22 protein-coding genes are annotated in these 16653 nt (G+C 45.3%); 6 read left to right on the top strand and 16 right to left on the bottom strand.

The window, feature by feature from the left end; genetic code table 11:
* The 7 genes from CBX96_RS04050 to CBX96_RS21535 are packed head-to-tail and all read right to left on the bottom strand — an operon-like array spanning position 1 to position 5638.
* On the bottom strand, positions 1 to 2712 hold the full coding sequence (locus CBX96_RS04050) for a toprim domain-containing protein (protein WP_219930408.1): 2712 nt from the start codon (positions 2710 to 2712) through the stop codon (positions 1 to 3).
* 9 nt (positions 2713 to 2721) lie between these two features.
* Positions 2722 to 2958 carry a hypothetical protein gene (locus tag CBX96_RS04045; protein ID WP_109285786.1) on the bottom strand — a complete coding sequence of 79 codons (237 nt, stop codon included), beginning with the start codon at positions 2956 to 2958 and terminating at the stop codon, positions 2722 to 2724.
* Complete coding sequence (locus CBX96_RS04040) at positions 2958 to 3491, bottom strand: hypothetical protein (RefSeq protein WP_109285785.1); 534 nt, start codon at positions 3489 to 3491, stop codon at positions 2958 to 2960. The genes CBX96_RS04045 and CBX96_RS04040 overlap by 1 nt, the downstream gene beginning before the upstream one ends.
* Positions 3488 to 4348, bottom strand: coding sequence for a 3'-5' exonuclease (locus tag CBX96_RS04035; protein WP_109285784.1), 861 nt, complete (start codon positions 4346 to 4348; stop codon positions 3488 to 3490). Before CBX96_RS04035 ends, CBX96_RS04040 begins: the two co-directional genes overlap by 4 nt.
* Complete coding sequence (locus CBX96_RS04030) at positions 4345 to 4629, bottom strand: hypothetical protein (RefSeq protein ID WP_109285783.1); 285 nt, start codon at positions 4627 to 4629, stop codon at positions 4345 to 4347. The genes CBX96_RS04035 and CBX96_RS04030 overlap by 4 nt, the downstream gene beginning before the upstream one ends.
* The gene (locus CBX96_RS04025) at positions 4626 to 5474 is read right to left on the bottom strand and encodes a Bro-N domain-containing protein (protein ID WP_109285782.1); all 849 of its coding nucleotides are present in this window, start codon (positions 5472 to 5474) and stop codon (positions 4626 to 4628) included. The genes CBX96_RS04030 and CBX96_RS04025 overlap by 4 nt, the downstream gene beginning before the upstream one ends.
* A complete protein-coding gene (locus tag CBX96_RS21535) occupies positions 5471 to 5638 on the bottom strand; it encodes a host cell division inhibitor Icd-like protein (RefSeq protein ID WP_181382133.1) in 168 nt (55 codons plus the stop codon). The genes CBX96_RS04025 and CBX96_RS21535 overlap by 4 nt, the downstream gene beginning before the upstream one ends.
* 453 nt (positions 5639 to 6091) lie before the next feature.
* On the opposite strand from CBX96_RS21535, the gene CBX96_RS04015 reads away from it, so the two are divergent.
* Positions 6092 to 6403, top strand: coding sequence for a type II toxin-antitoxin system RelE/ParE family toxin (locus tag CBX96_RS04015; RefSeq protein ID WP_109285780.1), 312 nt, complete (start codon positions 6092 to 6094; stop codon positions 6401 to 6403).
* A 1-nt stretch (position 6404) separates the two neighbouring features.
* Positions 6405 to 6692 (top strand): NadS family protein, encoded by a 288-nt coding sequence (gene nadS, locus CBX96_RS04010; protein ID WP_109285779.1) that lies wholly within the window; start codon positions 6405 to 6407, stop codon positions 6690 to 6692.
* A 41-nt stretch (positions 6693 to 6733) separates the two neighbouring features.
* Here the strand turns inward: nadS and CBX96_RS04005 are convergent, their stop codons facing one another.
* Together CBX96_RS04005 and CBX96_RS04000 are read right to left on the bottom strand one after the other, a co-directional pair.
* Positions 6734 to 6976 (bottom strand): ogr/Delta-like zinc finger family protein, encoded by a 243-nt coding sequence (locus CBX96_RS04005; protein WP_109285778.1) that lies wholly within the window; start codon positions 6974 to 6976, stop codon positions 6734 to 6736.
* On the bottom strand, positions 6976 to 7236 hold the full coding sequence (locus CBX96_RS04000) for a hypothetical protein (protein WP_109285777.1): 261 nt from the start codon (positions 7234 to 7236) through the stop codon (positions 6976 to 6978). Before CBX96_RS04000 ends, CBX96_RS04005 begins: the two co-directional genes overlap by 1 nt.
* Before the next feature lie 172 nt (positions 7237 to 7408).
* Between CBX96_RS04000 and CBX96_RS03995 the strand changes: the two genes are divergently transcribed.
* Entirely contained in the window at positions 7409 to 7882 is a 474-nt protein-coding gene (locus tag CBX96_RS03995) for a hypothetical protein (RefSeq protein WP_109285776.1), read from the top strand.
* Between the two features lie 5 nt (positions 7883 to 7887).
* Here the strand turns inward: CBX96_RS03995 and CBX96_RS03990 are convergent, their stop codons facing one another.
* From CBX96_RS03990 to CBX96_RS03980, 3 genes are read right to left on the bottom strand one after another with little or no spacing between them, the layout of a single operon-like run.
* A complete protein-coding gene (locus tag CBX96_RS03990) occupies positions 7888 to 8172 on the bottom strand; it encodes a hypothetical protein (RefSeq protein WP_109285775.1) in 285 nt (94 codons plus the stop codon).
* A gap of 1 nt (position 8173) precedes the next feature.
* A complete protein-coding gene (locus tag CBX96_RS03985; RefSeq protein ID WP_146194325.1) occupies positions 8174 to 8650 on the bottom strand; it encodes a hypothetical protein in 477 nt (158 codons plus the stop codon).
* 3 nt (positions 8651 to 8653) lie between these two features.
* Positions 8654 to 8899, bottom strand: coding sequence for a hypothetical protein (locus CBX96_RS03980; RefSeq protein ID WP_109285773.1), 246 nt, complete (start codon positions 8897 to 8899; stop codon positions 8654 to 8656).
* 180 nt (positions 8900 to 9079) lie between these two features.
* Between CBX96_RS03980 and CBX96_RS03975 the strand changes: the two genes are divergently transcribed.
* From CBX96_RS03975 to CBX96_RS03965, 3 genes are all read left to right on the top strand, one after another.
* Positions 9080 to 9388: a helix-turn-helix domain-containing protein gene (locus CBX96_RS03975; protein ID WP_109285772.1), complete on the top strand. Its 309-nt coding sequence runs from the start codon at positions 9080 to 9082 to the stop codon at positions 9386 to 9388.
* A gap of 109 nt (positions 9389 to 9497) precedes the next feature.
* Positions 9498 to 11012 carry a ParB N-terminal domain-containing protein gene (locus CBX96_RS03970; protein WP_109285771.1) on the top strand — a complete coding sequence of 505 codons (1515 nt, stop codon included), beginning with the start codon at positions 9498 to 9500 and terminating at the stop codon, positions 11010 to 11012.
* Positions 11012 to 11923, top strand: coding sequence for a DNA adenine methylase (locus CBX96_RS03965; protein WP_109285770.1), 912 nt, complete (start codon positions 11012 to 11014; stop codon positions 11921 to 11923). The genes CBX96_RS03970 and CBX96_RS03965 overlap by 1 nt, the downstream gene beginning before the upstream one ends.
* A gap of 64 nt (positions 11924 to 11987) precedes the next feature.
* On the opposite strand, the gene CBX96_RS03960 is transcribed toward CBX96_RS03965, so the two are convergent.
* Genes CBX96_RS03960 through CBX96_RS03945 form a run of 4 tightly spaced genes read right to left on the bottom strand, consistent with a single transcriptional unit; the run spans position 11988 to position 16652 of the window.
* Positions 11988 to 13100 carry a phage late control D family protein gene (locus tag CBX96_RS03960; protein ID WP_109285769.1) on the bottom strand — a complete coding sequence of 371 codons (1113 nt, stop codon included), beginning with the start codon at positions 13098 to 13100 and terminating at the stop codon, positions 11988 to 11990.
* Positions 13097 to 13546, bottom strand: coding sequence for a phage tail protein (locus CBX96_RS03955; protein WP_109285768.1), 450 nt, complete (start codon positions 13544 to 13546; stop codon positions 13097 to 13099). Before CBX96_RS03955 ends, CBX96_RS03960 begins: the two co-directional genes overlap by 4 nt.
* Before the next feature lie 2 nt (positions 13547 to 13548).
* A complete protein-coding gene (locus tag CBX96_RS03950; protein ID WP_109285767.1) occupies positions 13549 to 16527 on the bottom strand; it encodes a phage tail tape measure protein in 2979 nt (992 codons plus the stop codon).
* Complete coding sequence (locus CBX96_RS03945) at positions 16524 to 16652, bottom strand: GpE family phage tail protein (RefSeq protein WP_109285766.1); 129 nt, start codon at positions 16650 to 16652, stop codon at positions 16524 to 16526. Before CBX96_RS03945 ends, CBX96_RS03950 begins: the two co-directional genes overlap by 4 nt.
* Position 16653: the final 1 nt, after the last annotated feature.

Raw genomic sequence — 16653 nt, 5'->3', positions numbered from 1 at the left:
TTAATTCTCCTTGGCAAAAACCCAGCACTTCACTGAAGTGGGGCGTTTAGCATAGGGATGGGTTTCGTTGTGTCGTGCATTAACGCCACTATTAATGGTGCGAACCCCAATAAACTTACGGTTTCGAGCCGATTTAAGCAGTCGCTTTAACTCGGTGAGAGGTGGTGCATTTTGCCTACGTTCTGCGGCGACCTCAGCAAAATGGTTAAGGTTAATGGCATACAACTTAGGATCACGAGAGTGGTTCAAAATAGGTAAGTTATCGTCATCAATAAAGTCGATCACATCCCAAAACTCTTGCACCATAGGATGATCAGCATTAATCGCTTGTTGGCGTTTAACGGCCATATCCCGCAGCATATCTTGGGTTTGTTCGATTTGTTCCTGGTTAATATCAGCAACGATGGCTAAAGCTTCTACCAATGCACAAAGCTGAGCATGATTTTTGATGATACGGATATTCTTAATATCCGGAAAAGTGCTCAACCACTGCTCATAATGCTTACAACGGTTATTCACACAATCCATAATCTGCTGCTCATGTAGTGCCGCCTTTAAGATAAACCCTGAAAGCTCATCAACACTCACCCGCTCCATCCATTCTGCCGCTTCTTTAGTTGCTGGCGTTTGCCCATTACGGTCAGTATGAATATGAATAATCCGCTGCAACACAGCCTCAGATGCCTGTACCTCGGCGTTTTGGGCAATCACAATCGCACCACGAAACGGCGGTTCATAGGTTTCGTTACCATTATTTCGTAGGCCTCGAGCACGCACACTGCGGCCGTTATAAGCCGTTTTCAGTTCATCCCAATCAAACCCTTTTTGCTTAGCATCTTTGCCGTCACCGCGGTCCCCCTCAATCAATACCACTGGCATATTAGATACTTGAGCAAAGTTACGAGCCCTTGCGGCAAGGGTAGATTTACTAGGGTCAAACCCTTCGTAATCCGCACGGCCAGCAAGCTTCCACATAAACTCGATCAAAGTTGACTTACCAGTGCCAGGTTCACCAATCACTTCTAAAAAGGGATAACTCTTGTGCTCTTGGCGTATCTGTTCAGCAAAAAAACTACCAAACCAAAAACTCAATGCCACAAAACCTTTTGCATTAAACGCCTGCCATAACTTACGTGGCCACTCCTGGTTTAACTGTTTAAAATCGGGATTAAGATGCACACCAACAGACTGGCTTAAGGTCTTAATGCTCAGCTTACCAATATCGAAAAAGTCTTCTTCGTTCAGGCGATATAGTCTGCCGTCTTTGACCGCCACCTCGTTATAGACATAGCATTCAAACTCGCGGCTATACCCAATAAAATCCGTTGTTTGAACACGTTTGATGTTATACAGCTGTTGACTCATTAACTTGTCTAGTTGCGGGGTTTGGCCATTAAAAACCGCGCCAGGAGCCATCCCAAGTAAACGTTTTTTAAACTCCGCACTTGAGCTTAACTGGCTACCACTAAAGGTGTTTTTTACACTCGGGCTATCATGGGGAAAATCCACCCGAAAATAATACCAACTCTCATCAGTCAGCTTATTTTCTTGGTAGTACAACGCTTGAGGGTAACACTTGGCCAACTCCTGAATACTGCCCGACTCTTGCAAAGCACGCTCACGGATTTCTTCATCCGTTAGTTCTTCCCCATCGCGCAGCGCAGCATCTTCCGCTTGCTGATATGCCTTATTAAAGCGGCTAAGATCGAGTTTGAACCAGAATAGAGAATTGTTAAAACCAAAGGGAAACTCCTGCACGCCCTTCTTGTTATACATCAACAAGGCTTTTTGAGTGGCGCTAGTCGCAATCAGCAACTGGCCTAAATAGCGATATTCATCGAGGTGTTTTTCGGTAAGACGTTCGCGTTGATGCAGCTCATTCCAATCAAGCTTTATCTTGCCCTTTGGTGGCTGCGCTGCGGTCGCTTTCCAACCGAGTTCCCTTGCACGCTTAACAAACTTTTTCGTGAAGCTTTCGCCGGCTTTACCATCATCGAATGCAAATACCAATGTTGGGCGCATATTCGTCGGTAAAAGCACATCAAGCTGCTCTAACGCCTTATCAGGAAAATTATTGCAACTCATTAACGCAAAAGCAGTTACCGAGTTTTGCAGTAAAGCGATAGCATCAAAAATGCCCTCGGTAAGCCATAGTTCTTTAACATTGGTGAGATCGAGTGAGTCAATTGTTGGCGGTTGCCACCAATAACCTTGATAACTTCCTACAAAGTTTGCTTTCTGCTTGCCAAACCGCTGCGGGTTATCGATAAACCTCTCCCAACTGGCGCCATTTGGCAGGGCAAATTTAACCGTAGCAGTACCCATATCACGTTTACCGCAATAATAACTGCCTTGGGTATACCAACCATTAATCATGGTTAAATTAAAGCCACGACCATGCTGCAAATATGCATCCGCAGCCACATTGGGATTGTCTACGGTTCCAGATTGAGGGTTCGTTTTTAGTGGAAAGCGGTCACTCCAGCTTGAAAATAGCTCAGGAAATAGCTCTTTAATGTGCAGCTCTTCGCCACACTTGTTTAGGCGCCCGCAGCGTAAAACCCACGGGCTATCATAATTGGTATAAAGCTCTTTTTTGCCGCAGCAGGGGCAACGCCCCTGCTGCAGAAAGCCTTGTTTACCCTCTTTGAACTCAAATTCGTTTAGCAGTCGAGGTAACACCTCGCGATGCAGTTCAGGGTACATCGACATAAAATACCCCTACTTAGTTTGAATGTGTTCGCTAATACGTTGTTGCGTTGTATCGATGCCCAACAGGTTTGCTTCAATGTCCTTATGCAACACAAACAACAATTGCCCTAACGCATTAGCATTCACTTTATGCTCAGGTGGGCATAAACTTAGCAACTCAGATACCGCTCCAATGGCTTGAACGGTTCCATCAAGCCTTACCAGTTGCTTGTTAAGTGCATTAACGTTTGCAGTTAGTCCCTCCATTACACACCTCCCTTAAGCAGCAGGCGTGCCGCCGCAATCGTGGCATCCCAGCCTAAGCCGCCCACAGGGTTAGCAAATGTTTTGGGGAAGTTCTGGTGTTTTTCACACTCGTTCATCACCGCTAAGCAATCAACCAACGCACTGCATAATCTACCGTGCTGTTCCTTAAGCGCATTTACCGCAGCGATCGCCGGCAAATTACCTATAAGCAGTTGAGCTGGATTATCTAAGCGAACCTCGCCTAATTGATGATGTGCGGCAAAGGCCAGCATCTTTTCTTTAACCGATGGCATGAGTGCAGGAACACAACCTAAATCCTCAGGAGTGGCTAATCGCATCTCAACAACTACAGCACTGTCGCGATTCAACTCAGTATTTTCCAATGCTAATTCTGCCGCGCGGTCAGAGCAGGTTGCACCATAAATACGGGTTTCAAATCTGCCTGCTTCTCGTACAGTACAAACAAACTTTTTAATTGGTTTATCCGCCCAATACAGGGCCGCATCAAATTGCGCTTTATCAAGAGCCGTCATACTGCAGCCTCCGCCGTTTTAAGTTGCAGTGGCACAAAAACAATATCAGGGAACATCTGCATTACCGCGTAGGCACTCATACGATCGAGCGCTAATTCGTAGCTCAGTTGACCATTAACACTGGTGGCAAACAGTTCAAAACCATCGCGTTTTTCAAATATCCGAGCGACCTCTGTATTAAAGTAAACGCTGGCTTTATCGGAATGGACAATCACCCGTTCAGGTTGTCCAATTAGGCGGGTAATTAATGCATTAGTGTGGGTATCAGTTTGGATTTGGTCGACATTGTTGCTCATATAACGGAGCACGCCTAACGTCATAATACAATCAGCTAAAGCACGGTGAGCCTGCATGCCCTCAGGCAATGTCACCCCACATTTGGCCGCGGCATTAACCAATTTATGCCATTGGTAATCCCCGTTTTGCGGATCCACTTTGCCAAACCACTTGGCATAAGCTTTCATCGCACAGCCCAACTTAACATTGTGTAAGGCAATATCACTATCAGCAAAGCCACACATCATGACGCTTTGAAGCAACAAACGAACGTCATCATCAGTGTTGTATGCGATCAAGGTCTTACCGCTAATAATACCGTTGATTTGATGCAACAGCGCACTAATACGTGGTGCCGTGGCGACCATTTCATTCGTAATACCATGGATGTTAATCGCAGCAGCAGGGATTGAATTACATGGTTGAACCAGACTATTCAAAAGTACTTCACCACGACTGTTGATAAGGGTTATTTCAACGATTTCATCAGTATCACCAAGCCCTGTGGTTTCGGTATCCAGGATAATGCAATCGTAGCTCAACCACTGCTGTGCGAGTTCAAAGGCTAATAACCGGCTCATAGCGCACCTCCACAAAAAGCAGTGTGCTGATTTGAAACTAGCGGTTGTCTGTGAAGGTTAAAGTGTTCCGCAAATTCCTGTGCCCATTCGCGCTTATCAGCAGGCGCATCAACCACTTCACAGTGACCAAATTGATTTAAAAAACTGGCGAGGGTTTTACGGTCAGCACTCAGTTGCTGTTGTGGCCAAGTGATATTAAATGAGCAGCCATTAACCGTTTTCAATTGGCTATGACCATCGATACTAATCGTGCGTTGGAAGGGTTCAAATGGATGGCTCATAGCGTGTCTCCCTGTGGCAGGTCTGCAATATCAGTGCTGGGTTCAAGAGAGAACGACCAACACTTAAGTACTTTGCCACTCAATTGAGTGCTATTGACGTTATGGCTAGCGGCAATCAATCGTGGTGACTGGCGTAGCGCACGGGTTAAGGTGCGACCTTTGACCATGGGGATATTGTGCTGTTCACACAAGGCTAAAAAGCTGTCGATATGTACCGCGAGTTGTGTTTTAGGCGCATGTTGATTAACCAACTCACCTTGTTGCTCTAAATAACAAATGGCGTTAAAGAAGGCTTCAACAATTTCAAGGCTGTCATCGGCCACGCCCGACAGAATGAGCGAATCCAATGGCGGAGTGTCTGTACCCAACCAGCCGCGTACCGCCTGCAAATCTTGGTACAACATATTGCGGATATAAGGATCAGGCGTTTTGCTGATATCGCTAAGCAACTTATGGCTATAGCGTTGCAGTTCAACCCGCTTGTTGAGCGGCAGGCCGTCACGCTGATAACCGCCCGTTTTTCGAATGCTGGGCAACACCTCAGAGGTTAACCATTTTTTAAATTTTTTAGCCGAAGGTTTACGGCTGGTCAGGATCAACGAATAGACACCCGATTCGTTAATGCAATTCATCTCCTGTATGCCGCCAGGGGTGTATACACTATATACCCCCCTTTCATCCTCATCTAAGCGGTCTAGAGCTTGCCTCGGGCTGACAATTTCGAGCGCATTACAAATATCATTACCTACAAACCAAATCGAGTTAACATCAGTAACAACTCGAACGCCTGCCAGTAAATCACCTTGCTCGAAGGCAAAGAGTTGCGGTTTAGTTTGAATACTCATAGCGCACCGCCTTTTGCTGGCGTGCGGCACACAAAAACCAGCGGCATGCCGTTTAATTGATTACGGGCAGCTTGTTCGGTGTTGGCAATGGTTGAAACGGTGCGGATGCGGGCAAGCTGTGCCAGCTTTTGATCGCGATAGGCAATAAGAAATGTATATAACATGGTAAAAACCTTCTCAGTGAGTTTCGAGAAGGTGGACCGGGTAGCCGCAAGTCTGCGCCCCTCACTGGATAGGCGCATTGGGGGCGTTTTCTTTGGCTCCCGATCCATGCCCCCAAATACCGTACTATGGCTTTGGATATACCCGCGCACAGCGCCGGTATAGGGGAGATGGTTTTCGCATTTTCCAGTGAGTGTCACAGCACGCGGGGGACTAGCCCACCTGCTTTGTTGCGAGAGCTCATTGACTAGATGAGTGGCAACAGTGGGGAGTATAATGTGTGGATATCGCACACACAAGAAAAAGTTGAGTATATTCATTTTTACCTACATTTATATCAAAAAACCAGCTTGGCCTACATGACACTTCACCCCTGTTAACTGGGGTTACCGCTTGCAATATTGCTACGCCAGTGACATACTTGCGCATACGAAACTACGCCAATGACTTACTTTATGGTTTTTATCGAAACACCCATATTTACCAAGCTGGTGCAAACGCTGTTAACCGATGACGAGTATCGAGAGTTTCAAACTTACTTAGCCGACAACCCAGAAGCAGGGCCGGTGATAAAAGAATCCGGCGGGCTGCGTAAAGTCCGTTGGAGCCAAGCGAATAAGGGTAAAAGCGGCGGTGTACGTGTGATTTATTACTATGTAACCGCAGCCAGCCAATTGAAAATGCTGTTGATTTATCCAAAGAGTGAACAAGAGAATTTAACTGACGCCCAACTGCAGGCATTAAAAGCAATCGTTGAGAGGTGGTAATATGAATGACGAACTGTTTAGCCAATTGCTTGAAAGTGTTCAGCAAATGGATGAAATTAATCAAGGGGTTCGCCAACCTTCCCGTGAGACCGTTGTCACCTCGGTACAGGTCAAAGCGATTAGACAGCGAACTCAACTGACGCAAAGCAAATTTGCCCAGTTGATAGATGTGAATATTGGTACGCTGCGTAACTGGGAACAAGGACGCCGTGAACCCACTGGCCCCGCTAAGGTGTTGCTGCGTGCAATTGAACGTGATCCTGTACATGTGATCGCCGCCTTAGGTTAATAGAATGATCAAAACGTAAGCCCTGCCAATGCGGGGCTTTTTTATGCCTGCTGCTTTTGTAACGTTTCGCCCTTTCTGCTGGTCTGCAAGTTAATCCCTTCTTTACGCGTGCGCGGCTGCACTACGGTGCGCTGGATTTCCTCGATACTGACAAATACATGACCACAATCATCGTTATTGCAGCGGTAGGTCTTTTCGCGGGTGAGTGTCGTAATCGCACGGGTTCTACGCTGCAGCGCACGGCAGTCACAATGTGGGCAGGTGATGCCTGCTCCCCTGCCCATTAGGCCGCACTCTGCTGAACGTCAGTCGCCGCTTTAAGGCTGGCTAGTCTCTGTTCTAGTTCGACGATCTCATCCTGTTGTTCGTGCTTAAGGGCGGCGATGATTGTCAGCGCTGTATCGTGTCCTAACTGACGTAAACGACCATTAGCCACATTGAATAGGTAGTCATAACTAAGGTTATGTTTCTTTGAGAATTGTTTTAGCCTGCCGCGGGTTTGCTGAATCGTTTTTATGGCGTGGCGAATTTCATCCGATGTCATAACATGCTCCAAAGTTGAAAATAGCCACATCAAAATAGATCACAAAGATATTATTTTCAACTCAAAAGGCATATAAACCATTTTTTGTTTTTTTAAACTTCTACATCCTAACTAGACAGCGCCCCATTGGGGCGGTATCTTGTTAGGATAAATTGACTATAAGCATTTTTTTATGACTAAAGCACATAACATGCAGGCCATATTTGCCGATAACATGGACACCTTGTTAGGCAAACACAATATGAAGGAATTAGTGGCGAATGCTAATCAGCATGGGACTTTGCTTGATTACACTTACTTTATGGCGATGCGTCGAGGGAAGGCCAACGCCAGTATAGAAAAGTGCGAAATAGCTGTGGAGATCCTACGTAATGTGCCCGGATTTGATTGGGTCGAAGTTTGGATGTTCTTTGTACCGCAGTATTTTAAGCAATACCAAACCAATGCATTAAAAGAAACATCATTGGATGCAGTGAAATTTGATGCCTTAGTTCGAGAGCTTTTAGTCACAGGACATCGATTGCAGTTTTTATGTTTGAGCGAACAGCAATTTGAACAAACTGCTGAACTTGCACGCTACATTTACCAATCTCGCACGGGTGAAAGCCCAGAAGCGACAATGCCCTCTTCTTCCCGCGCAGTGTAACATTCTCATACTACTCTGAAACCGCGCTTGCCATCAGGTACAGTTTTTTGCTGTTGTTCACAGGCAAGCTGGTATTCATGTAATTGTTTACGCCATTCATCGTAAGCAGCCATTTTCGTATAATTATTCGGCATCTGTTCAATTTGTAGTGCTTGAGTGCACAAGTAATGGGCACGAGCAGCATGACCTGTTTGCAATTTTAGTGATGAAAAGGTTAACCAACGCCAATACACTAAAATACTTGCCACGATATTGATAAGACTTGTTATCACCAAAAACACTTCTACCATGTTAGTTATTCCCTTTTTTTTGATTTAGTGTTCGCCCTAACCAATAGAGCGCAGCAATGGCTACTGCAAAGTTAATGGCTGGGACACCAAACTGATACACACTATGAAGTACATCGGTTTTGATGATCATGCGATCAAGATAACGTGCCAACTGCAGCAACATCATCGCAAAAGCACTGTGGCAGATAGTTCGGCAAAGTTGACTAGGTAATTCACCACGTTGCTGGTGTGCGACTGAAATGACTAACACTATGGTGCTGTAGATGGTAATCCAACACCAATACCACAGTTGACGAGCCAGCGTTGTATCGAGAGCCATAATGACAGGAATGAGCATATCCATGCAGATCCCCAGAATAACCCACACAAGTAGGCTAAATGTTGCGGACCACTGTACACTAAGTACTCGCCCACATAGCACAATGCCACCACAAACTAACCAATAATAAGGCACTATCTGCTCGATAAACGCTGCCATAAATTATTGCTCTTGTTGTGGTTCGTTACCCCAACCGCCCCCTTGAACTTCCACTTTAAGAGGTTCATTACCCCAACCACCACCTTGTGTATCAGCCTCGCTCTTGGCTTTTGCTTCGTCAGATAAAGTCACGGTATCTTGTTGCTTAACTTCTGTACTTGTTGTTTGTTGATTTTCATCAGTATTTACTGAATTAGGCTTAGTACTTGCAGTGTGTTGAGTACCCGATACTGCCGGATTGATATTCATAGCATTTCCTTTAATCGCTTTGTGTATGAAAGATTGGACACGGCGCAATCTAATGTGTGAATATAAACATATATGTTTATAAGTGACTGTAATTGCAAGGTTTAAATTTTGCTTTTTGCAATTTTTGACACAGCCATTATTCCACCAAACGAGTGAAAGTTAAACTGGAATTTAACAAAAATGACAGATATTGGCACGCGATTGCGTGACGAGCGTATCAGATTAGGTTTAAGCCAAACCGAGTTTGGGAACTATGGTGGTGTTCGTAAAAATACCCAAAGCAAATACGAATCCAACGAACGCGCCCCAGATGCCCTTTATCTCGCTAATGTGGCCAAACATGGCGTTGATGTGCAGTACGTGATTACAGGTGTGAAAAAGGCAGAAGCTGATGATGATGTGGCTGAGCTTTTAGGTAAATGGTCTCTACTGAGTGGTGCCCAGCGCAGCATTTTGATGATGCTGATATCTGAATTCCGAATTGATTAGTAAAAGTGCATTGAAGAAAAAATGATTTTAGTCGTTACCGATTTATTTGCTCATATTTTCCTTCTGCGTTATTTCAACAAAAAACAAAAGGTACTAAGGGACTTAGAAAATGTCGAAGAGTGACTGGTGGAATAAACGAGTTTTAAGATCGGTTGACAATCTCAAGTTTTGGCAAAATAACCCTAGATTGGACCCAGCAGAAGAACATGTACGCCTAAATGATTTTGTTGAAGATTTAATCAGTGTTGATTCAGAGAAGAATAGTTTTCTTGATTTAATAAAATCAATTGCTAGCAAGGGATTTATGCCCATAGATCCTGTTGTTGTTTGGCAACATGAAAATGGACAGTACATTGTTGCTGAAGGAAATCGGAGAGTACTAGCTCTTAAACTATTGAGAAATCCAGAGAAATCACCTAAAGCCATTCGTGCAATAGTGTCTAAGCAAGCAGCAATGATTGATCGAAACGATATCGAAAAAATCTATGTGTGCTGTGCTCCCTCTTTTAAAGACTCAAGATGGTACGTGCTTCAGCGACATTCGACCAGTTCAACACAAAGAACATGGCAACGCCTACAACAACAGAACTTCATCCTACAGTTGTATGATGAAGTAGACCAAAACATAGATCTCTTGATTGCAGAAACTGGCTTTGATCGCTCTGAAGTAATTCAAGCTTTACGTTATGTTGAAGTAAGAAATATCGCAACAAGACCTGAAATTTTGTCACAAATGACCGAAGATGAAGCTGCTTGGGTCAAAAGCTATCGCATGAATATGACTGTACTTGAACGATGGTTTGGTTCAAAAGAAATTAGAGAAAAATGGGGTATCGAGTTTGATGGGATGGTAGTTAACATCACCTCGAATATAAAAAGTTTTTACAACGCTTATGCCCAATTTTTAAAGCTAATGTATCTAGGTAAGGAATGTGGCTTAGGATTTGCCATCAACACTCGTTCAATTCCGGAGCAAAATCAAAAGATTTTGGCAGTTTTGCCTGAAGTAACATTTACGGACGAAGGTATTACGACTACCGACGAATCAACCCCTGACTCCTCAAGTTCAACGTCCACGTCATCTGAAACCTCATCCTCAGAAACTTCTACAGCTACCCCTGAAGATACATCAGAAGCACCTAATAAACCGGATGGGCATCGTTATAATCCAGATAGAAATCAACTTGTACATGCTTTTTGTTCGATAACTGTTTCTAGCGCAAAGTTAAAAGCTATTTTTAGGGAGTTTAAAATTCTTCCTATTGATCGATACAAAAATGTGACTGCAGCATCATTACGAGTTTTTCTTGAGTTATCAGTTGATGAATATACATTTCAGAATGATTTGCAGTCGAAGATGTCCACTCTAGATAAAGATGGGTATAATCGGTTAACACTTCAACGTAAACTATCATACTTGAACGATAAGACTTCCCCACTTGGGCAGGGTGCTAAAAAAGTTATAAGTAAGCTTTTAAATCACACCAATGAGCATAGCTTAGATACGTTGAACTCTTATATTCATGGAATGGAAACCCACAAAACCAGCAGGCGTTTTATCAATGGTTTTTGGGATATCCTAACACCTTTGTTTAGTGAACTCATTGAGTTCAAGGAAAAATAATGTTTTATTCCCCATTAAGATACCCTGGTGGAAAGTCGAAATTAACGGCTTATGTACTTGAAACCTTAAAGTTAAATGGTCTTGAAGGCGGAGCTTATGTAGAACCATTCGCAGGTGGTTGCGCTATTGCTTGGTTTCTACTTTTAGAAGGGCATGTAAAAAAAGTGTTTATTAATGATTTAAACCCTTCGATACATGCTTTTTGGTATAGTGTCTTACACAAAACAGATGAACTTTGTCAACTAATTGAAAACACAGACATAACAATTGATGAATGGCGTAGACAGAAGGCTATTCAGAGTAGTGACAGCGCTAGCACCTTGGCATTAGGGTTTTCCACACTATTTTTAAATAGAACTAATCGTTCAGGAATTATTAAAGCAGGAGTGATTGGTGGTCTAAACCAAGATGGAAATTTTAAGTTAGACTGCCGGTTCAATAAGTCAGAAATAATCAGTAAAATCAAAACTATAGCTGCAAAAAGAAATGATATCGTTTTGACTGCTGTTGATGCTGTACAATTTATTGATGAATACATCCCCAACATTGAACACAAATGTTTAGTAAATATTGACCCACCCTATTACGTAAAAGGTAAAGGACTTTATCAGAATTTTTTTGAACATGATGACCATTACCGTTTATACAAAAGCATTAAAAACATAGAGAAACCTTGGATTGTTACATATGATGACACTCCGGAAATTAATGCTATTTATTCTGAATTTGAGCCCGACTCCTTTGGATTGACTTATACTGCACAAACAAAAAGGAAAGGTGCTGAAGTTATCATCCACAAACCAACATTAAAGCGCTGTAACTTTAGGCCAGATGTTACTTTTTCTGAAGTGGCTAAGTTAAAGAAAATACAAGCAAAGATCGCTTCGGATTCTCATTCAAAATCTACTTAAGTACGCATTTTTTATACTAATTCATATCCTATAGAGCGCACAAATAATGTGCGCTTTTTTCAGTTTAAATGGATTCAATCTCAACGACTTCGCTGTTTTTAACTTCTAGCTCTATTCCTGTGGTATAGCCCATGTCGTTGATATTGTGTTCGACGCGGGTGAGTATCCAGGCGCTGTTATCAATGGGTGGTTTGAAACCGCTGACACTAACAGGTTGCTCAGGGAATAGCTCTGGCCTGCCCATGGCTAAGGTGATGCTGAAAGTGGCCACACCGCGTTGCAGTTTATCCCACATGGCACGGGCTGCGCGCTCTGCGTTCTGCTTGTTGGCATAGATATGGCGCAGAGTTTTTACGTTGTCGTTACTGCCAACCATGATCTCTTTTTCACCCACGATGACCTTTACATCGTCTGGGTTTGCTTCTTTTGGCTTTTTCGCTTTAACAGTCTGGCGCTTAGCGGTTTTATCGTTTTGCCAGTAGGCGACGACTCCTGAGTAGGCATCGCGATCGGCTACGCCAAAGTGGTGGCTATCGCCCGACTGGCGGGTAATGTCGACACGGTCGAGCGCGACACCGCTGGCGTTGTGGGCTAAACCCGCTTGTAAAAATAACAGGTTGCCATTTTTTACCGTGGCAATAGCGTCAAATTGTTCAGCTAGGCGTGTTAGAAAGTTGGCATCTGACTCGTTGGCTTGGTCGATGTGTTCGATAACTTCGGCTTTGAGCTTGTCGCTAATTTTGGCTTTAAGCTGATGCCGGGCTGCAATCGCATCGATAATGCTGCTTACACTTTGTTGATGAAAACTTTGCTCGCGGCTTTGCTGCAATGTGCCGCGCATATCAGCTGATTTACCGCGAATGGTTAGGCTGTCCGGTGGACCACTGTGCTCAAGTTCGTCAATGGTGTATGTGCCTTTATCAACCAGCGCGCTGCCCTTCCAACCAATACGCACTTGCATGCTAGCGCCCTTGGGCGGCATCGCCAGTTCGCCATCTGCGTCATCAAGCTGCACTTCAACAGTATCCGCTTCAAAGCCGCGATTATCAGTTAGGCGCAGCGACATGAGCCGCGTTTTCACTTTGGGGCTGATGTCTTTGCCATTGACCAGAATTTGAAAATCTGGCGTTGGCTGGTCGCCACTGGCCAGCGGGTTAAACTGCTCAAGTAGGCTCACAAGATCCCCCTAATCAGTTTACTGATGCCCATGCCTGCTAGGTTCTCGTTGGCGATAAGGCTCGTGTTTTTTTCACCCACCCGCTTTAGTTCAATGGTGAACTCGATTCGCCGTGCGGCGCCGTCACTAAAAAACTCGCTGCGGCCTTTGCTGATTTTCTCGATCACAAAAAAGCCTGTCACAGTTCCGCGCCCTTCAATCAATGGGTAGGCTTTGCCGGTGTCGGCCATTTTACGCAGCATATCGAGGCTCAACTCTCCGCCCGTTATTTCAGGCATTAACACGCCAGATAGCGTTAGGGTTTCGTCCCCCACCCCTAAGAACTGCGCTGATGGCCTCGCCCCCACGCGGCTGTTGGTTGGGTGGCGCCATACCATGTCATGCTGCGATGTTTGGTATGGCACCGTTAGCCGGCTAAATACAAAAAAGCCAAGAGTCATCATCATAGTTAGTTAAGGTCCTTTAGGCTGCTGCGTATACGTGCTTGCTGGGCTCGCTCACGCTTTTCTAGTTCGATGGCGATTAACCGCGCGACATCCTGCGCATCCATACCAGCAGTGGCATAAACCGTAATTGGTGCATGAATACCGGCATCAATATGAACGGTTTGAGGCTGCGGCGCTTGGCGCTGTGCAAAGGTGCTTAACCTGTCTTGCGCTGCGCTATGCGTTGGGCTGTTATCATCTGGTGATAAGCTGTCGCTCTTGGGTTTTCTGGCTGGTAACTCGCCTTCTTTTACCAAGCGGATTGCATCCGGTACCGAGCTGTTTGGTAAATACTCTGCGCCTTGGTATTCATCTCTGATAGTACGGGTTTGGTCTGGGATTGCTTGCAATGATGTGCCCAGATATTGCTCGCGCACCTGGCGCACAATATCCTCTGGCTGGCTCAGTTTAGCCGGCGACAGCTGCTCGACGATCTCACGGTGCTGAACGATTGGCGCTGGCGATGGTAGGTTAGCAACGTCATTTGACATGGCTGCGGCAGGAAGCGCAGAAATGCCCAACACAAATGCCGTTCCAGCCATTTGCTTACTCAGTTTGTTTACCTCATTTAGTGGATCTTGCTGGCTGCGATTAAGGCCCACGCTTAAGCCCTGCATAGTTTGGTCACCCATTACCGCAAACACTTTACTGGGTGAAGCAATACCCAGAACGTCTTTGAACCAACCAATGGCACTGCTTGCAGCATTGGTGATAGTTTCTTTTACCTCGGTTAGCTTGCCGGTGATCCCTTTAACTAGCCCGTCCATCGTCATTTCGCCGAGGCTGCTAAACTTGGCAGGCAGTCCGGTGAAGAACGAGATAACATCGTCAAAGTTGTTCACGATTAGCCCGATTGGCGACCATGAGAAAACGGTTTTCATGGTTTCCCAAATGCTAGAAAGCACGGCTTTAATGGGCTCAGGTAAGTCATTGAAATAGCTATTAACAGCTGCAATCCCTTCGCCAGTCAGCGAGGTGATAGATTGCCAAAATCCAGCCATCCATGCTTTCACAGTATCCCAATGGGTGACCAGCAAATATCCAGCAGCGACTAACGCGGTAATACCTAAGATCAGCCAACCGATTGGCGTGGTTAAAAGCCCTAATGATAGTGCCCTTAATCCACCGAGCACCCACTTGAATGCTCCGCCCAGTTTAGTGAGTGCGCCCCCCATTAGCGGCAATGACTTAATACCAAGGATCGATGTGCTGTACTTAAGCATCGCCAGTGGGCCTAAAATACCTGCGAGCATGAGGGTCAGTGTTCCACCGGCAACGGCTAGCGCCCCCACGGCCATAGTGGCTTTAAAAAGTGTGGCTGTTAATTGAGGGTTAACCTTTATCCATACACCTAAGCCTTCTGCCATCTCTCCGAGCCATTTAACCAACTCCTTAAGCTCTGGTGCCACGGCCTCGCCAACGTTAACAAGCGCATTGGTAAAGGTTCCCGTGGCGGCATCCCATAGGTTTGTCAGGGTATTTAACTGCTCATTAACCCTGAGTTGCAGCGATGCTTGCGCCTCCATCTTTGCTGCTGTTTCTCGGTAGCCGGCAATACCTTTGGTGATCATTATGTTCATCACTTGCAAGGTTTCGGCATCGTCACCATAGATCTGCTTGAGTACAGATAGACGGGTCTCAGTATTTAGTCCTCCGAGCTTCTGTAGCTGGCTAAACATGTTTTCTAATCCGGCAAATTCACCTTTACCGTCAGTAAAATCGAGCTTAATCCCCATGCCTGCCAGTATGTTGTTAGCTTTACCAACTTTGCCCGTATCCATAGAAAGCTGAAATGCTTTACGGTAAGCGTTACCTGAAGCTTCTCCCGCCATCCCCGCTTGGTCTGCCATAACAATCAGCGGGCTTAACAGTTGAGCAGCTTCAAGCCCTTGTTTTCGAAGCACGGGTAATGCAGAGCTCAGCTTACTAAAGCCTTGCAGCATATTGGTTTTATCAACACCGAGATAATATGAACGTTGGATAACGTCCATTAGGTTCATCATGTCTTTTTCGGCTGTGCCTGTGGCGTCTTGCAATTTAGCTGCAAATTCTGCCGCCTCATTAAATGGCAGCTTCATTTGAACGCCTAAAAAAGCGGTCGCTTCGCCTAGCCCGCCTAAAATCGCTTTTGATGACATACCTTGCTGAATAAGGGTTGTCATCATGTCCTGAAAGTCGGCAGTAGTGCCTGGGAGTTTGTTACCGAGCTGAGTTGCTAATGCATTAATCTCAGCAAACTCTTTACGCACAACACCACCCGCCCCCATCATCGAGACTTTAAGCCCCATTGCGGCGGTTTCAGCTTTTGAAAACTCAATGATAGGGACTGCTGAAACGGCACCAACCGCTGCACCCGTGGCCACCATGCCAGCACCTTTGCTCGCAAGATCACCCTGTAATGCCTTGCTCTTTTGGTAGCTAGCTTGAGCCGCATTGAGTTTTTTCTGTTGCTCTGAAACCTGTTGTAAACGGCGCTTTTGTTGTTCGAGGTGTTTGTTCGCTTGAGAAAGATCATTGGCTAGCGTGCGTTGATGCTTGGAAAGGTTGCGAGTATCGATACCAGAAGCACGAAGCGCTTCACGTTGCCGGTGCTGGCTAATCGTTAAGTTCTTTTGCTGCGTTTTTAGCCTAACAACGGCCGCTTGCGCTTGTTCATACTCCCTCACCAAGGCTTTAGCCGGCGCTTGGCTATTCTTCATTTCCAATGCTAGCCGCTGCGCTTCTTTTTGCGCTTTAGCGAGTTCATTTGAAGTAATGCCAAGGCTGCGGCTAATCTTACGGTAGCCATCGATTTGAGCCGATTGCTTATTAAGCTGTTTAACCCGTTCTTGCGTTTCCTTAAGTTGGGTTGCGGTAATGCCGCCAGCTTGGCGCATTTTCTTGAGCGGGCCAGTAATTTTATCAACCGTTGCTAATAACACACTGATTTGCAGTTTATTCATGCTGTACCCGATTTAATTTTTTCCCATCTATCCAGCGCCTTATCGTGCCAGCCCATTAGCTCTTCAATATCCATTGCCGCCATCTCAGATAGCGGCCAATGGAAAATGATGGCGATATCCGCCATC

The organism is Shewanella sp. BC20 (genome assembly GCF_003129585.1).
Classification (GTDB): Bacteria; Pseudomonadota; Gammaproteobacteria; order Enterobacterales; family Shewanellaceae; genus Shewanella; species Shewanella seohaensis.
Note: the sequence above shows the minus strand (reverse complement) of the source record. Positions and strands in the feature narration are given on the sequence as shown.

Coding starts and splice junctions, on each gene's coding strand:
- CBX96_RS04050 (WP_219930408.1), bottom strand. CDS start 2,712: ATGTCGATGTACCCTGAACTGCATCGCGAGGTGTTACCTCGACTGCTA.
- CBX96_RS04045 (WP_109285786.1), bottom strand. CDS start 2,958: ATGGAGGGACTAACTGCAAACGTTAATGCACTTAACAAGCAACTGGTA.
- CBX96_RS04040 (WP_109285785.1), bottom strand. CDS start 3,491: ATGACGGCTCTTGATAAAGCGCAATTTGATGCGGCCCTGTATTGGGCG.
- CBX96_RS04035 (WP_109285784.1), bottom strand. CDS start 4,348: ATGAGCCGGTTATTAGCCTTTGAACTCGCACAGCAGTGGTTGAGCTAC.
- CBX96_RS04030 (WP_109285783.1), bottom strand. CDS start 4,629: ATGAGCCATCCATTTGAACCCTTCCAACGCACGATTAGTATCGATGGT.
- CBX96_RS04025 (WP_109285782.1), bottom strand. CDS start 5,474: ATGAGTATTCAAACTAAACCGCAACTCTTTGCCTTCGAGCAAGGTGAT.
- CBX96_RS21535 (WP_181382133.1), bottom strand. CDS start 5,638: ATGTTATATACATTTCTTATTGCCTATCGCGATCAAAAGCTGGCACAG.
- CBX96_RS04015 (WP_109285780.1), top strand. CDS start 6,092: ATGGTTTTTATCGAAACACCCATATTTACCAAGCTGGTGCAAACGCTG.
- nadS (WP_109285779.1), top strand. CDS start 6,405: ATGAATGACGAACTGTTTAGCCAATTGCTTGAAAGTGTTCAGCAAATG.
- CBX96_RS04005 (WP_109285778.1), bottom strand. CDS start 6,976: ATGGGCAGGGGAGCAGGCATCACCTGCCCACATTGTGACTGCCGTGCG.
- CBX96_RS04000 (WP_109285777.1), bottom strand. CDS start 7,236: ATGACATCGGATGAAATTCGCCACGCCATAAAAACGATTCAGCAAACC.
- CBX96_RS03995 (WP_109285776.1), top strand. CDS start 7,409: ATGACTAAAGCACATAACATGCAGGCCATATTTGCCGATAACATGGAC.
- CBX96_RS03990 (WP_109285775.1), bottom strand. CDS start 8,172: ATGGTAGAAGTGTTTTTGGTGATAACAAGTCTTATCAATATCGTGGCA.
- CBX96_RS03985 (WP_146194325.1), bottom strand. CDS start 8,650: ATGGCAGCGTTTATCGAGCAGATAGTGCCTTATTATTGGTTAGTTTGT.
- CBX96_RS03980 (WP_109285773.1), bottom strand. CDS start 8,899: ATGAATATCAATCCGGCAGTATCGGGTACTCAACACACTGCAAGTACT.
- CBX96_RS03975 (WP_109285772.1), top strand. CDS start 9,080: ATGACAGATATTGGCACGCGATTGCGTGACGAGCGTATCAGATTAGGT.
- CBX96_RS03970 (WP_109285771.1), top strand. CDS start 9,498: ATGTCGAAGAGTGACTGGTGGAATAAACGAGTTTTAAGATCGGTTGAC.
- CBX96_RS03965 (WP_109285770.1), top strand. CDS start 11,012: ATGTTTTATTCCCCATTAAGATACCCTGGTGGAAAGTCGAAATTAACG.
- CBX96_RS03955 (WP_109285768.1), bottom strand. CDS start 13,546: ATGATGATGACTCTTGGCTTTTTTGTATTTAGCCGGCTAACGGTGCCA.
- CBX96_RS03950 (WP_109285767.1), bottom strand. CDS start 16,527: ATGAATAAACTGCAAATCAGTGTGTTATTAGCAACGGTTGATAAAATT.
- CBX96_RS03945 (WP_109285766.1), bottom strand. CDS start 16,652: ATGGCGGATATCGCCATCATTTTCCATTGGCCGCTATCTGAGATGGCG.